Annotated in this window: 16 protein-coding genes and 1 tRNA gene; 6 read left to right on the top strand and 11 right to left on the bottom strand. The window is 62.5% G+C overall.

Annotation, left to right across the window (positions count from 1 at the left end):
• Positions 1-70 precede the first annotated feature (70 nt).
• Entirely contained in the window at positions 71-379 is a 309-nt protein-coding gene (locus NGM68_RS14715) for a cyclin family protein (RefSeq protein ID WP_252698991.1), read from the bottom strand.
• 252 nt (positions 380-631) lie between these two features.
• Between NGM68_RS14715 and NGM68_RS14710 the strand changes: the two genes are divergently transcribed.
• Positions 632-802: a hypothetical protein gene (locus NGM68_RS14710; protein ID WP_252698990.1), complete on the top strand. Its 171-nt coding sequence runs from the start codon at positions 632-634 to the stop codon at positions 800-802.
• A 57-nt stretch (positions 803-859) separates the two neighbouring features.
• Positions 860-941 (top strand) — tRNA-Leu (locus tag NGM68_RS14705).
• Between the two features lie 195 nt (positions 942-1,136).
• Here the strand turns inward: NGM68_RS14705 and NGM68_RS14700 are convergent.
• From NGM68_RS14700 to sucC, 7 genes are all read right to left on the bottom strand, one after another.
• Positions 1,137-1,754, bottom strand: a complete 618-nt coding sequence (locus NGM68_RS14700) for a Yip1 family protein (RefSeq protein ID WP_252698989.1) — start codon at positions 1,752-1,754, stop codon at positions 1,137-1,139.
• Positions 1,755-1,885: 131 nt separating this feature from the next.
• Positions 1,886-2,215, bottom strand: coding sequence for a transcription factor S (locus tag NGM68_RS14695; protein WP_252698988.1), 330 nt, complete (start codon positions 2,213-2,215; stop codon positions 1,886-1,888).
• Positions 2,216-2,305: 90 nt separating this feature from the next.
• Entirely contained in the window at positions 2,306-2,869 is a 564-nt protein-coding gene (locus NGM68_RS14690; protein ID WP_252698987.1) for a DUF1818 family protein, read from the bottom strand.
• On the bottom strand, positions 2,862-3,743 hold the full coding sequence (locus NGM68_RS14685) for a hypothetical protein (protein WP_252698986.1): 882 nt from the start codon (positions 3,741-3,743) through the stop codon (positions 2,862-2,864). The genes NGM68_RS14690 and NGM68_RS14685 overlap by 8 nt, the downstream gene beginning before the upstream one ends.
• 126 nt (positions 3,744-3,869) lie before the next feature.
• Entirely contained in the window at positions 3,870-4,712 is an 843-nt protein-coding gene (locus NGM68_RS14680; protein ID WP_252698985.1) for an RAD55 family ATPase, read from the bottom strand.
• Between the two features lie 243 nt (positions 4,713-4,955).
• Positions 4,956-5,825, bottom strand: a complete 870-nt coding sequence (gene sucD, locus NGM68_RS14675; RefSeq protein ID WP_252698984.1) for a succinate--CoA ligase subunit alpha — start codon at positions 5,823-5,825, stop codon at positions 4,956-4,958.
• Positions 5,822-6,970 (bottom strand): ADP-forming succinate--CoA ligase subunit beta, encoded by a 1,149-nt coding sequence (gene sucC / locus NGM68_RS14670; protein ID WP_252698983.1) that lies wholly within the window; start codon positions 6,968-6,970, stop codon positions 5,822-5,824. The genes sucD and sucC overlap by 4 nt, the downstream gene beginning before the upstream one ends.
• A 190-nt stretch (positions 6,971-7,160) precedes the next feature.
• Here sucC and NGM68_RS14665 point away from each other — a divergent pair, with 190 nt between their 5' ends.
• Entirely contained in the window at positions 7,161-7,787 is a 627-nt protein-coding gene (locus NGM68_RS14665; protein ID WP_252698982.1) for an RAD55 family ATPase, read from the top strand.
• A 57-nt stretch (positions 7,788-7,844) separates the two neighbouring features.
• On the opposite strand, the gene NGM68_RS14660 is transcribed toward NGM68_RS14665, so the two are convergent.
• Positions 7,845-8,864 (bottom strand): sensor histidine kinase, encoded by a 1,020-nt coding sequence (locus NGM68_RS14660; protein ID WP_252698981.1) that lies wholly within the window; start codon positions 8,862-8,864, stop codon positions 7,845-7,847.
• Positions 8,865-9,139: 275 nt separating this feature from the next.
• Positions 9,140-10,126 carry an FKBP-type peptidyl-prolyl cis-trans isomerase gene (locus tag NGM68_RS14655; RefSeq protein WP_252698980.1) on the bottom strand — a complete coding sequence of 329 codons (987 nt, stop codon included), beginning with the start codon at positions 10,124-10,126 and terminating at the stop codon, positions 9,140-9,142.
• A 122-nt stretch (positions 10,127-10,248) separates the two neighbouring features.
• On the opposite strand from NGM68_RS14655, the gene cyaB reads away from it, so the two are divergent.
• From cyaB to NGM68_RS14640, 3 genes are all read left to right on the top strand, one after another.
• Positions 10,249-10,866, top strand: coding sequence for a class IV adenylate cyclase (gene cyaB, locus NGM68_RS14650; protein WP_252698979.1), 618 nt, complete (start codon positions 10,249-10,251; stop codon positions 10,864-10,866).
• A gap of 83 nt (positions 10,867-10,949) precedes the next feature.
• On the top strand, positions 10,950-12,155 hold the full coding sequence (locus NGM68_RS14645; RefSeq protein ID WP_252698978.1) for a methionine adenosyltransferase: 1,206 nt from the start codon (positions 10,950-10,952) through the stop codon (positions 12,153-12,155).
• Between the two features lie 198 nt (positions 12,156-12,353).
• Positions 12,354-13,658 carry an MFS transporter gene (locus NGM68_RS14640; RefSeq protein WP_252698977.1) on the top strand — a complete coding sequence of 435 codons (1,305 nt, stop codon included), beginning with the start codon at positions 12,354-12,356 and terminating at the stop codon, positions 13,656-13,658.
• 5 nt (positions 13,659-13,663) lie between these two features.
• Here NGM68_RS14640 and NGM68_RS14635 read toward each other — a convergent pair whose 3' ends face one another.
• Positions 13,664-14,533, bottom strand: a complete 870-nt coding sequence (locus tag NGM68_RS14635) for a UbiA family prenyltransferase (protein WP_252698976.1) — start codon at positions 14,531-14,533, stop codon at positions 13,664-13,666.
• Between the last annotated feature and the right edge of the window lie 161 nt (positions 14,534-14,694).

Here is a 14,694-nt window from a genome sequence, read left to right as displayed (position 1 = left end):
AGTCGCAGTCACACCCAGTCACACGACGAGTCAGCGATCGATGTGTAAATCGATTCACATGGGATATCCGTTACCACTTCGGCGGCTCGAGACCGGCGTCCTCGAGCAGGTCTTTCCACCGCTGCTGGATCGAGAGTCGGGAGACATCGGCGGCGTCGGCGACGGCACACTGGGTACGGCCGTCGCTGGCGACGAGTGAGCCGGCGTACACGCTTGCCGCTAGCATCGCTCGTTTCGAGCGATCCGATTCAGGGACGTTCGCGAGAAATAGATCTGCGGCCGTCGACCGCGCCTCACTCGAGAGTTCGAGCCGGTCGGCGATTCGCTCGAGTTCCTCGAGCCAGGACTCGTGTTCGATGCGAGCGCTGGCGTTGTACATACCCGTTATACCGTGGTGATCGCTCATAAGTACACGGTTGATTGAGGCTGTTGCTGTGGCGCGATCGTCGTATCGTCATAACGGAGTGTGGGGGCACTGAGACACTCACAGCAATATCGTGCTACGCAAGACAACGCACAGCTACGAACCCGTCGAAAAACTGGCCGTTCGCGTCCGATTTCACTAGGTCACACTTACTAAAGCACATCCCTTCCCAAGCACCAGTGACGCGACTGGCGGGGGCGTCCACTCATGAACGAACCAACCTGTAAACTCGTCTGTACTGGCTGCGGGCTCGAGATGCCGTATCGAGACCGGGCGCTGGCGGAACAAGCGGCCGAGCTCCACCAGCTACGGGACGCAGAACACATCACGTTCATCGTGCCCCCGGACTGGTCACCGGAAGAGCCGGTGACCCAGTAATAACGGGACAATCAGACCGATACCTTCTTTGCCGTGTCAGAAACTACTCGAGAACGAGCGCGGGTAGCCAAGTGGTAACGGCGCAGCGCTTAGGACGCTGTCGCGTAGGCGTCCGCAGGTTCGAATCCTGTCCCGCGCACTAACATCTCGAATGCACGTGAGAGACGTGTATGTGCGACGAAGGATTCGAACCAGGGAGGAGCTTGCTCCGACCGTGGTTCGAATCCTGTCCTACACCGAAGCGCCGATCTCGAGCCACGATATCACCACAGTACTCGAGCGACCCATTGCACGTCGAGATCCGACATCGAGTCGCTGGACCCCAGGTCGCTGCTCAGACGAGGGCAAACAGAAACGCACCGATGCCGACGATGATTGCCGGCGGGAGCGTCTTGTCGGTCGAGACGTCGTGGGTCGCTGCGGTTCCCTTCGCGAGGATGTACACGCTCCAGGCGACGACGATGGCGACGACGAGAAGGCTGACCGGATGATGTGCGGCGCTCTCGAGGGTCTCGAGTTGTGCGACAAGGCGCTGTGGATCCGACCCATCGAGTGTGAGCCCTCGGATCGAGTTCCAGGCCAGTGCGAGCAACAGCGGTGCTGTCACGATCTCCGGTGCGTAGGCCCAGCCGGCAACGTCCATTGCGTCCCAAAACGTCCCATCAGTGCCTGAACCGCCGCTCAGAACGTGCATGAGTGCACTAACGAGGAGCCAGGCGATGGCGTACACGATCGCACCGAAAACGGCGAGTCCGACGAGCTGGCTGAACAGTTCGCTCTGGAGCCCTGCCGGTGGGTTGTCGATCTGGCGAAATAGGAGCCACACGATGGAAAACACGGCGGCGAGGTCGACGATGAGGTGGGCGACGAATACGAGGGTGCCGGATACACGAGACTGGGATGTTTGCTCGAAATAGGCTGCTGGCCGGCGGAGGGGGGTCGTGGGCGGCATAGCTATTTAGTTGTAGTTTTGTCATAAATGCTTTCTGATGAGCGGATAGTCCACGGGTGGCTGTGAGTGTTCGCTCGAGTCACTGACTGGACGTTCCCTGAGTCACGGCCTCTACAACCCTCGAGTCGACATCAATTGTACTCTCGCCAGCGATAGCCACACTCGGTGCACTTGAAAAATCGCGTCGGTGGCTCGTCGGCCGAGGCCGTCTGCTTGATCGTATACCAGGCTTCCTCGTTGCCACAGTCGTCACATCGAACATCCGAGGCGATCGGCTTCCCTTCGAAGTTCGCGCTCTCGTCCGTCTCGATGACGTCGTCGAACGTCTGGGATTCCGTCGTGACGAACGACGCTTCCTGCTCTTTGTCGCGAGCCATCGTGGCTCCGCAGTCGTCGTTCGTACACACCATGTGCTCACCGTCGGCTTTCATCATCGAGCCACAGTCGCCACAGAACTGCATACGTCCGGTTACTCGCTCGAGTGACAAAAACGATCCGTACTGGGGGAGAGCGCCTTCGTGACTCTCACCGCATTCGTGTCGCTCACCGTCCTAGTGCGTCTTCTCGAGCGCCTCGTCCTCGAGCACTACCGGACAGTCGACGACCCGGAACGAGTCCATCGACGTCAGTTCGATGATCTCGGTACCCTCGTTCGTACACCCAACCTCGGGTGGGGCGGCGAAATGTTCACACTGGTGGCAGTACTTCCGTTTCGAGATCGTCCGGTACTCGCGGTCGTCTCGATCCGGGTCGATGCCTGCGTCGGCGTCGCCTTCGAGTTCCTCCCAGAGGAGGTCGCTGTCGAGTTCGGTCACGTCTTCGCGGTCGAACAACTCCTCGGCGACGTGGTCGTCCGTTTCGGCTCCGTGCTCGACAACCCGGTCGGCGAGGCCGGCGAGGGGATCTGTCGCCGACTCGTCCTCGGAGGCAGCCTCGAGTGCTCGTGCTGCCGTCGGCTCACCGTCCTCGGGGGCGGCCTCGAGCGCGCGTTCGTCGAACGCGACGGACGTGGACTCGTCGTGGTCGTCGCCGACCTCGCTCGATTCGGAACGGGGGGAGCGGGCGCCCTCCGCATCCGACGCGTCTCCGTCCTCCGATGTACCGTCTTCAGGCATCTCTCTCACCCGGGTTTACATCGTGTTCTGTCGCCGAGTCGTCGGCATCCTCCTCGACCGTCTCGAACAGGGATCCATCGTCCGATGTCTCGACCGCGGCTTCAGCACCGGGCGCTAATGCCGGTGGCTCGCCGGTCTCGAGTCGGTTCGAGCCGAAGAAGGACGTCTTCGCGCTGACGTCGGCAACCGCGCTCCCGCAGTGGGGGCAGCGCGGTTCAGTCAACAGCGCGATGTCGACGGCGGCCGCACACGATTCACAGGTCGCCGTCCGAACGCCGAGGCGGTTCGCCGCCAGTCTGAGCTCGTCGACCTCCGAGCGCCGTCGCTCCCGAGACGCGAGGGAATCACGCTGTTCGCGGAGGTCGAGGACGGCCTTTGCGAGCGTCGTCGACCGACGGTCGAGTTCGTCCGTCGTCTCGAGGACGTGTTCGAGAACAGTCTCGAAGTTTTCGAACCCCGAATCGACCGTTTCGCCGAGTTGCTCGAGTTGATCCGCCTGATCCTCGAGAGCGGTGAGTCGAGCCTCGAGCGTCTCGACTGCCTCCTCGCCGGCGTAGTCGTCGTGGTCGTGATCGACGGGCGCCTTCCCGTCAGCTTCTCCTTTGACCTGGATCACGCGGTCACGGACGTCCTCGACGTGGTCGATGAACTCCCGGCGCTGGCTCTCGAGATCCGTACGGAGGGACTCGAGGGCGGCGACGTCGGCGGGTTCGAACTCGGTATCGTCGTCAGCCGTCCGCATCGCGGAGAGGAGCTGCTGGCAGAACTGGTTGCGGGAGACGCCGCGTTGGGCCGCTTCCGCCTCGAGCCAGTCCTCGAGGTCGGCAGGGAGGGCAACCGAAACCGCTCCGTCCTCGTGATCCTCGCTCGCCATCTACCACCGATTGGAACGATGGACTCTTAGGGGTTGTGGCAGTTTTACAGGGATCGTTGTACGCGCGTACCGCCGATCGCCGATCCCGCGTCGGTGGTTGGCGGTACACTGGTGCAACGTCCCTTATCACCGGATCTTGCGCACGTTGCTAATATCGAAGCCGCTGTCCCGAATCTCTGTCTCGAATCGGACGATGTTCTCGTCCTCGAGCCGCGAGAGGACGCCCCGGAACTCCTCGACGACGAGCGTGCGGTCGCGTTCTGAGCCGCCGCTCTCCCACTCGAATCGGAGCGTCCCGTCGGTGGCTTCTTTGAGGCGGCCGAACTCCCGATCGGTCAACGTTTCGACGTTCACGAGCAACAGGACGATACCGCCCCAGTGGTAGGAGGCCCGTTTCAGCCCCTTCAGAAGTACCGTGAGGTCCGTTCGAGCCAGTCGATCAGTGCTCCCGGCCGCGGCGAGCAAATCAGTGGCTGAGTCGATCACGACCAGATTCCCGGCGGCGTGGGTCGTCAGATAATCGCCCAGTGCCTCGAGGACGTCCCGCCGATTCGTACTCTTGCCTAAGTTTCTGATATCGGTACGCGTCTCGCTGTACCAGTCGGTCGGCACCGGCGTGAGCTGAAAGTACTCCGTCGAGAGGTCACGAAAAGAGACGGGGTCGGTGCCGCGTTCGACCAGGTCGTCCTCGAGGACGAAGCCCATCTCGTCGACGAGGGCCGATCGCTCGCCGGTAAAGGAAATGTAGTGGACAGCCTCGGGGAGGGCGACGCCGGGCTCGAGGTCGCCGTAGTAGAACTCGAACAGGTCGGCGTCGGCGTGGGCGAGCCCGTTCATCGCCGTCGCTGTGTAGGCGAACTCCCGTCCGCCCGCCCCGGATTCGCTGGCGAGGAGGACGACGCTTCCGGCCGGGGCTCCGCCACCGATCATCGCATCGAACCGCGAGATTCCGAGTGGCATTCGCTCCATACCGCGAGCGTCGCAGGCGATTCGCTTACGTGTTGTGGCAGGCGGTGTACAACGGACATGATGAGCAGGATCACACCGGTGGCCCGTGACTCGAGACCAGCGCGTCTCCGTACTGAACCCTCTCGATTCGGGTCATCTAATCCATTGATACAAAAAGAGTAGTATTGGCACTCGAGTGTCCACTTCGCCAGTGAGCATCACGACGAAAAGTCGATCACCAGAACGGGGAAACAGGTAGCGACCCTAGAGGAAGCTCTCGATGTGATCGGCGACTTCCTCGGGCGTGTCGCCGACGGGGACGCCCGCGTCGTTGAGGGCGTTGATCTTGCTCTCCGCGGTGCCGGTTCCGGAACCGGAGACGATTGCGCCGGCGTGGCCCATCCGCTTTCCTGGCGGGGCCGTCCGACCGGCGATGAAGCCTGCGACCGGCGTGTCGACGTGCTCGTCGATGTAGGCCGCGGCCTCCTCTTCGTCCTCGCCACCGATCTCACCACACATGGCGATCGCTTTCGTGTCCGGGTCGTTCTCGAACAGCTCGAGGGCGTCGATGAAGCTCGTGCCGATGATCGGGTCGCCACCGATACCGATAGCGGTGGTCTGACCGATCCCGCGCTGGGTGAGATTGTCGACAACCTGGTAGGTCAGAGTACCCGAACGAGAGACGAGGCCGACCTCGCCGGAGGCGAAGATGTTGCCAGGGAGGATGCCGAGTTTCGCCTCGCCGGGCGTGATCAGGCCGGGACAGTTCGGGCCGATCAGGTAGGTGTTGGTCTCGTCCAGGCGACGCTTCACGCGCGCCATGTCCTGGGTCGGGACACCTTCGGTGATCGCCACGACGAGGTCAAGATCCGTATCGAGGGCCTCGAACATCGCGTCGCCCGCGAACGCAGGCGGGACGAAGACGACCGATGCGTCGGCGTTCTCCGCTTCGACCGCCTCGTTGACCGTGTCGTAGACGGGTACGCCGTGAACCTCCTGGCCGCCCTTCCCCGGGACGGCTCCGGCCACGACGTTCGTCCCGTATTCGATCATCTGGCCGGCGTGGAACTTACCCTCCCCGCCGGTGATTCCCTGTACCACAACGCGGGTGTCGTCGTCGACGAGTACGCTCATTGGTTCACCTCATCAGCGTAGGAAACAGCACGCTGGACTGCGTCCTCGAGAGTCTGTTCGACCGTCACGAGGTCTTCGTTCAGAATCTCCATGCCTTCCTCCCAATTCGTCCCAGCCAGGCGAACGACGACCGGCTTTGGAATCTCTTCGAACTGACCGAGCGCCTCGTTGATCCCCTTGGCGACCTCGTCGCCGCGGGTGATCCCCCCGAAGATGTTGAAGACGACGCTGTCAACGTTGTCGTCGGAGAACACCATGTCCAGCGCGTTCGCGATTCGAGCGGCCTTTGCGCCGCCACCGACGTCCAGGAAGTTCGCGGGTTCGCCACCGTAGTGGTCGACCAGGTCGAGCGTCGTCATCACGAGTCCGGCACCGTTGCCGATGATGCCGACGTTCCCCTCGAGGCGAACGTAGTCGAAGTCGTACTCGTCGGCTTTCTGCTCGAGGGCGTCGCCGCTCGCAGCGTCCGCTTCCATTTCCGCGAGCTCGGGCTGGCGGAACAGGGCGTCCTCGTCGATGTTCATCACGGCGTCGGCCGCGATGACCTCGTTATCGCTCGTGACCATCAACGGATTGATCTCGGCGTCGGCGCCATCCCTGTCGTCCCAGAGCTGATAGAGTGTGGTCAGGACGCTCGAGACGTCACGCGCCAGGTCACGGTCGACACCGGCATCGTAGACGGCCTTGCGGGCCTGATAGGGGTGCATGCCGAAGGCCGGGTCGATGTGCTCGGAAGCGATTGCTTCCGGGGTTTCCTCGGCGACGGCCTCGATGTCGACGCCGCCTTTCGTCGAGACCATCGCGACGGGTTTGCCAGCGCCGCGATCCATCGTGACGCCGACGTACAGTTCGTCGGTGAAGTCGACGGCCTGCTCGACCAGTACCTGTTCAACGTGGTAGCCTTTGAGATCCATGCCGAGAATCGCGTCGGCTGCCTCGCGGGCTTCTGCCTCGTCGTCGGCGAGTTTGATCCCCCCGGCTTTCCCCCGGCCGCCGACCTGTACCTGTGCTTTGATCGCGACAGGGTAGCCGATTTCCTCGGCCGCCGCCACCACGCCGTCGACGTCGGACGCGAGCGTCGAGTCGGGCGTGGGAATCCCGGCGTCGGCGAACACCTGCTTCGCCTGATACTCGTGAAGTTTCATTGGGCATCTGAAACGCAGTGCCGGGCTTGCTTAAAACATGGCAGTTTGCGTCCGTGATTCGTATGTTGGCTGACACGGTTGGTTCCGAGAGCGGTGGACTGCCAGCCACGTTCAAACGGCTCGAGCGCCTACTCACCCTGCAACCGGGCCAAAGAGTTATGCAGGCGCTGTGAGAATTCACATCAATCGCATGGTTGGTCGGCTGGAAACGGGAATCGACGTGCTGGATCGGAAGTTAGACGGTGGATTGCCACCCGGCTGTATGGTCGCCTACACCGCCAGTCCCGCCAGCCAGTCTGAACTCCTGCTCTACGAACTGACCGCCGCACGGGGAACGCTCTATCTGACCACCGAACGCACCGACGACGTCGTTCGCCACGCCATCGAATCCTCCCGGAGCCGCGTCGGCAGCCCCACCGTTCGCCACGTCAACGAAGCCGACCCGCTCGAGGAGGCCGACCGACTCATCAGCGCCCTGCCGGACGGGGCGAACCTTATCATCGACACGATGGACGTCCTCGAGCAGGCTGACGCCGACAGCTATCTCGAGTTCCTCAACGGCCTCAAATCCCACATGCTCGAGACGGGAAGCATCGCCGTGCTCCATTGTCTGAAGCGGCCGAATCCGCCCGCGAACCGGCCCACGACGGAACACGTCGCCGATGCGGTGTTCGACCTACGAACGTCACTCGAGGGAACCGAGATCGAAAACCACCTCGCGATTCCGAAGTTCCGTGGCGGCGGGTCGCCGACTGAGATCATCAAGCTCCAGTTGACCGAGCAGGTCGAGATCGATACGAGTCGGGATATCGCCTGAGGTGGGCGATACGTGCTCTGGTACTGACGACAGCCCCCTTGAGCGACTGGATCGGTGTCAGTTCGCGTCCCCGACGAGGTCGACACCGGTAAACTCGAAGCGCGTTCCGCCATCCCTGCTCTCGGTGAGCGTCCACTCCCAGTCGTACAGGCTGGCGAGTTGCGTGACGAGCATCAATCCGAGCCCCGTCCCGCGCGAACTCGTCGTCACGCCTGGTTCGACGACCTCGTCGTGTCGCTCTACGGGGATACCCGGGCCGTCGTCCTCGACGAAAAATCCATCCTCGAGATCCCCAATACGGACGGTCACGTCCGCCTGGGCGTGTTCGACGCTATTCTGGAAGAGATTCACCAGCAAGTGGTGGACGTGAACGACGTCGCCCCGGATCGCGCCGTTGGTGGCGACCTCGAGCGTTTCCGATCCAGTCCCATCGTCAATCCCGTTCCACGCCTGATCGGCCAGAACGGCGAGATCGATCGGCTCGTCGTCAGCGTCCGTGGCCGACCCGCGGACGATAATGAGGAGGATGTCGATCATCTCCTCGATCCGGTCGTGGGCGAGGGCAACCTCCCGTGATGCCTCCTCGTTTCGGGGATCTAACTGCTCGTGGTAGCCCCTGGCGATCGCGAGCGGATTTCGGAGTTCGTGTGCGAGCACGCCAGCGAATCCCTCCAGTCGATTGTTCTGGTAGGCGAGTTCGCGACTTCGCTGTTCGGCTTCGCGTGCTCGCGTCCTCGCCTGAGCGTCGTAGAGACCCATCCCGAAGCCAGCAAGGCTAGCGAGGGCGGTGAGAATCAGCAGGTTCGGAACGAGTCCGGCGACTTCGCTCGCCAGTTGCGAAAGGAACAGGATAAGTGCCATGAGACCGATGGAACCGAGCACCCAGCCGGCGATACGTTCGTATAACGCGGCATGGATGTCCGCTCGAGTCAACCGATAGCCGCCGTACAGGAGGACTGTACCCGGAAAAGCGGTAAACAACACGACGATTACAATAGCTGCCGAAGAGAGGTCGTCGACAGTTGGGAACGCGGCAAAAAGCAACGCCAGTCCGACGTAGCTAGCGCCGAGTGCCATCACAACGGTTCGACCGTCGACGGCCGAACGTGTTCGGAAAAACTGTCGCATTACTTTAAGCATGAAATGAACTACCATTACACTGTTGGCCAAGTTACTAGGGGTGTGACTTCGGCTCGAAGCCATTGGTTGGGGGTGACCTGAGTTGGGAGTATAGTAACAACTGTAACGATGTACACACTGATCGCCGACACGTCTGGCGATCAGGTGTACACTGGCTTGCTGTAGCTACTATATTTCTTTCCGACCACGGCGTAAAACGCGAAAACTGGTGCTTACTCGTCGTCGGCTTCGGCTTCGAGCTCCTCGACGATCTCGTCGGCGTCGACGTCGGCGTCCTCAAGTGCGGCCTCGAGGTCGGCTTCCTCGCCGCCGCCCATGCCGCCCATGCCGCCCATCATGCCGGGCATGCCCATGCCACCCATGCCGTCGATGACCTCCTGGACGATGACGCGGTCGACGCCGACCTTGTCGATGACGTCCTGGGCGATCTGTTGTTTGGAGAACATCCACTGCTGGTTCATCGTCAGCTGTGGCGTCGACTCGACGTAGAGGGTCTCCTTTTCGACGATTTCGGTTTCGAACTCGGGTTCGGCGTCTTCGTCCTCGTCGTCATCGTCATCCGACTCGACGGGAACCTCCTCTTCGACCTCGTCGGTCTCGATGTGGAGTTCTGGTTCGACGTCGAGGTACATCTCGAACAGGCCCGCAGCCTGCTGTGCACGGTCGTCGACGACCTCGAGCACCTCGTAGGTGTACTCGACGTCCTCACCGGCCAGCGGGTGGTTAAAGTCGACGCGGGCACGACCGCCGATGATGGTACTCACGTAGCCGTGCTGGCCGTCGACGTGGACGTGCGCGCCAGGGTAGCGGTCGTCCTCGTCGATCTTCTCTGCGCTGATCGTCTCGACGTCGTCGGGGTCGTACTCGCCGAAGGCGTCGACGGCTGAGATGGTGACCTCGCCTTCCGTGCCGACTTCCTTGCCGAGAATCGCGTCTTCGACGTCACCGAAGATGTGACCCTCGCCCAGGACGATCGTTCGCGGGGCGAACTCTCGATCCTGCTGGTCGACGCCTTCCTCTTCGGCGACCTCGGGGTCGGTCGTGTCGACGAGCTGATCGCCGTCGACGGTGCGAGCGGTGTAGGCAATCTTGACGAAATCGCCGTCCTGTAGCCCGTTTGCTGCATCATCGGTGTCTTCGACGTCCGCTTCAACGTCATCGGCCGGTGCTTCGGACTCGGCCTCCTGATCCTCAGTCATACGTGATACGACCCGCTGTCTGCATTTAAGACCGACGTTTTTGGTCGAGCGTCGCGAATCGGCGTCGAGACGGTGAATCGAGGAGCGACACGTTCGTATGGCGGCCGTTCGTTCAACGAGACATGTACGAAGTCGAACTCAAGGTGCCCGCCGTCCTCGACGACGTTCGGAAACGGCTCGAGGCCGCGGGAGCCGACCACGAGTCGACCCTGCTCCAGGAGGATACGTACTACGACGCGCCCCATCGTTCGTTTCCAGAGACGGACGAGGCACTTCGAATTCGTCGCGAGTCGGCTGTCCGTGACTCCAGTCCACCGACGGTGGGTGCACAGGAATCGAACGGCCCGACATCGGGCGAGTCAGGCGCACACGGAGCGAGCGACACCGACAGCAGACTCACCTACAAGGGCCCGCTGCTCGAGGCCGAGTCGAAGACCCGAATCGAACACGAGACCACGGTCGGCGACGACGAAGCGATGGACGCCGCCCTGACGACGCTCGGATTCGAACCGGCGGCGACGGTACGCAAACGTCGCGAGCGATACGCCCTCGAGGGGTATACGATCACCTTGGATACGGTCGACGGCGCTGGCGAGTTCCTCGAGGTCGAAGCCGAGGCCGAAACCGAAGCCGACGTCGAATCGGTTCGCGAGGGGGCACAGCGACTCCTCGAACGCCTCGACCTCGACCCGGACGAGCAGATCAGGACGTCCTATCTCGAGCTGGTACTCGAGTCCTGACTGCGCCAATATTACCTCAAGTTATCTTTCGTCGCACCAACGTTTTCGCAAGTTATAGAACCACCCCAGTGAAATGTCGGGTAATGAGCGAACGGAACATCAGGGTCGAACCGATCGACCGCCGAGCCGTCGAGGATCAGGAGGTCGAAATCGTCGAACGAAAGGGGATCGGCCACCCCGATTCCATCAGTGACGGCATCGCCGAGAGCGTCGCGGGGGCACTCGCACGCGAGTACCTCGACCGCGTCGGCAAGGTTCTCCACTTCAACACCGACGAGACACAGCTCGTCGCCGGCGAAGCCGCACCAGCCTTCGGCGGCGGCGAAGTCGTCGATCCCATCTACCTCCTAATTGTCGGCCGGGCGACCAAACACTACGGGGGCCAGACGATCCCCACCGAGCGCATCGCGCTGACGGCCGCTCGCGAGTACCTCGAGGCCGAGATTCCGGAACTTACATTCGGCGAGGATATCGTCGTCGACGTCAAACTTGGTGAGGGAAGCGGCGACCTCCAGGACGTTTTCGGCGAGGACGAAGTACAGGTACCGATGGCGAACGACACCAGTTTTGGCGTCGGTCACGCGCCACTCTCGGAGACCGAGCAGATCGTCTACAACGCCGAACAGCGGCTGAACACCGAGTTCGCCGCCGAGAACCCGTACCTCGGCTCGGACGTCAAGATCATGGGTAAACGCGAAGGCGATCAGATCGACGTCACTGTCGCCGCGGCGATGATCGACGAGCACGTCCCAGACATGAATAGCTACGTCGACGCCGTCGATTCCGTTCGGGAATTCGTAGCCGACGTCGCCACAGAGTACACCGACCGCAACGTCTCGGTCTACGTCAACACCGCCGACGACGTCGAATCGGGCTCGATCTACCTCACCGTCACCGGCACCTCCGCCGAACAGGGCGACGATGGCTCAGTCGGTCGCGGTAACCGTGCGAACGGCCTGATCACGCCAAACCGGTCGATGTCGATGGAAGCCACCAGCGGAAAGAACCCCGTCAACCACATCGGCAAGATCTACAACCTGCTCTCGACCGACATCGCCGAATCCGTCGTGAGCGAGGTCGACGGGATCCGCGACCTGCGCGTTCGTCTCCTGAGCCAGATTGGTCGCCCGATCGACGAACCCCACGTCGCCGACGTCCACGTCGTCACCGAAGAGGGCGTCAACCTCGAGGACGTTCACGACGAGATCGAAGCCATCGTCGACGACGGCTTGGCGAACGTCACCGACATCACCAAGCGTGTGATCGACGGCGAACTCGACACGTTTTGACGCGGGATTTGCGTCTTCCGCTTATCGCGCAATTGGTCGTTCTCGAGCCTGAAACAGCCAGCAGTATTCGCCCGCTCGCCTCGAGCAGGCAACCGGATCGAACCCGTTTCTCTGATCGTGGCGTTTGCTCACTTCACAAGAGCCAAATCCCTCGCCGAAAAATCGAGTGTATCGAAACGAAATAACGAGCCGATCGCCGTGTCCGATTCGAACCCTGACCACACCCCTCGCCGGATCGTGCTCGCCGTCGTCGTGAGCACCTTCTTCGTCGGGTTCGGTGGCGGCGTGATCTTCCCCATCCTGCCGAACCTTGGGGAGGTGCTCGGTATCTCGGCGGCGATGGTCGGCCTGATTCTCGCCGCGAACCGATGGACGAGGCTCGTCGCGAACGCCCCCGCGGGCATCCTGGTCGATCGGATCGGCACCCGGAAGCCGTTCGTCGTCGGCCTCGCCATCGAGGGCGTCGCAACGTTCGGCTACGTGCTGGCGATCTACGCGTCGCGACCCGACACCTTCCTCGGCGGGGCCGTCGGTCTCGTATCCCCCAATCCGGAGGTCTGGTTCCTGCTCGCTCGCGTCCTCTGGGGGCTCGGGAGCGCACTCGTCTTCGCGACCGCCTACACGATTACCGCCGACGTGAGCGACGCCGACTCCCGTGGGACGAGCATGGGGATCGTCCGGGCAGGCATCACCTTCGGCTTTCCCGCGGGACTGGTGCTCGGAGGAATAGTCAGCGAACTGTACGGCAACTCCGCGGCCTTCGTCCTCGCCGCAGCATTCGCCGGCCTGGCGAGCGTCATTGCCTTCGTCGTCGTGCCTGAGACCCACGTCGAGGAGACGGATACCTCGGTCAAACCCTGGGATCTCGAGTTGACCGTCCCCGCGCTGACGGTCGGCTTCGTCAACTTCGGGCTCTACTTCGCGTACGTCGGCGTGTTGTTTTCGACGCTGGTGATCTACCTGCGGGTCGAATCGCTTACGATCTCGACGGAGATACTCGGCTACGCGGTCGTCTTCGGCGAACAGGGCACCTCGGGCATGCTGATGGCCATCACCGTCCTGATGGGCGCGATCTTCACGATCTCAGGCGGCGTCCTCAGCGACTCCGTCGGGGCTCGAGTGCCCGTTCTGGTCTTTTTTCTCGTGCTCAACTGCATCGGATTTCTGGTGCTCACTCTCGCCGGATCATTTTTCTCGGTCGTCGTCGGCTGCATCCTCATCGGTGCTGGCCAGGGCGGGGTCGGCGGCCCGCTCACCGCGCTGTTAGCCGACCTCACCGCCGAGGAGCGGATGGGGCGGGCGATGGGAACGAACAACATTTTGGGGGACGTCGGCGGCGGCCTCGGCCCGCTCATCTCGCTGCCGCTGGCCGAGACCATCGGCTTCTCGATCATGTACGCGATCAGCGCCGGGATCGCCCTCCTCGCGGGCCTCATCCTCGTCGTCGGCGTCTACGCTCACACCGGCAGCATGAGTCCGACGGTCGAAGAATCCGTGTTGTAGCACAGTTACACTATCGCGCCCACCGTCGCCAGCGGCTCGAACCAGACGGCAGCGACGAGTACGGCCAAAAACAGATACGTGCCCCGAATAAGGAGCATGGTCGCGAGCCGAGGCGGTGCCCGTCGCGCGAAGAGGGCGACGACCCCGAAGGCGACGATCGCGAGGAGCGCCCCCAGCGGGAAGGTGCCAGTCAGTGCGAGCAGACCGACGACGGCCAGCCCGGTGACCATCAGCCCATAGGCGACGGTCGTGGCTCGAGCGGGGCCGAGAACCACGGCGACGGTTCGCTTGTCGATGGAGCGATCGTAGTCGTAGTCTTTGGCGTCGTCGATCACCTTGATCCCCGACAGCAACGTCAGAAAGACGAGCGCGAACCCGATCGGCAACACGTCGAGTGCCGTCGCCTGTACGTAGTAGCCCCCGAGGAGGCTGAGGGCGATCCCTGCCGGGTACCCCGCGGTCGCCGTCACGGGGTGCATATCTAGCTGTGGGGCGTGGAGATACGCGATCAGCCAGGTCGGGACGGTCACCGCGACGGCACCCCAGCCGACGAGCGCGAACAGGGCCAGACAACACGCGACAAAGAGCGCGGTCGACGCCACCAGCCCGAGTCGACAGCCGGCGACCGTGAGGGGGTGGTCGTCGTCCTCCCCGCGCACGTGAAAGTCGACGTAGCCGTCTTTGACGTGGGCGGTGTAGACCGCGGCGAACATCGCGAGGACGTGAACCGAGGCTACTACCGGCTCGAGGGAGCCGACCAGAATCCCGCCGAACAGCGAGGCGGCGAGCGGGGGCAACATGAAGACTGGGTGTACCTGTGAGAGATACGCTCGACCTGTCACCTCGAGTCCGGAGCCGTGTCTCGCCAGTGCCATAGATGGTTAGTCGACGACGTGACACATAATACTGCAGCCCGGTTGCTGGGAACGAGGAACGGGTCTCGAGTATCGACGTAACCGTTCGAGGTCGTTCGAGCGTCTCGTGCCGACTACACGCGTGCGTTCCAGCCTGTCCAGTGTGGCCAGCGCTTCGAGAA

It is taken from the genome of Natronosalvus vescus (assembly GCF_023973145.1).
Lineage (GTDB): Archaea > Halobacteriota > Halobacteria > Halobacteriales > Natrialbaceae > Natronosalvus > Natronosalvus vescus.
The sequence above is the reverse complement of the archived record's forward strand: the minus strand, read 5'-3'. Positions and strand labels throughout refer to the sequence as shown.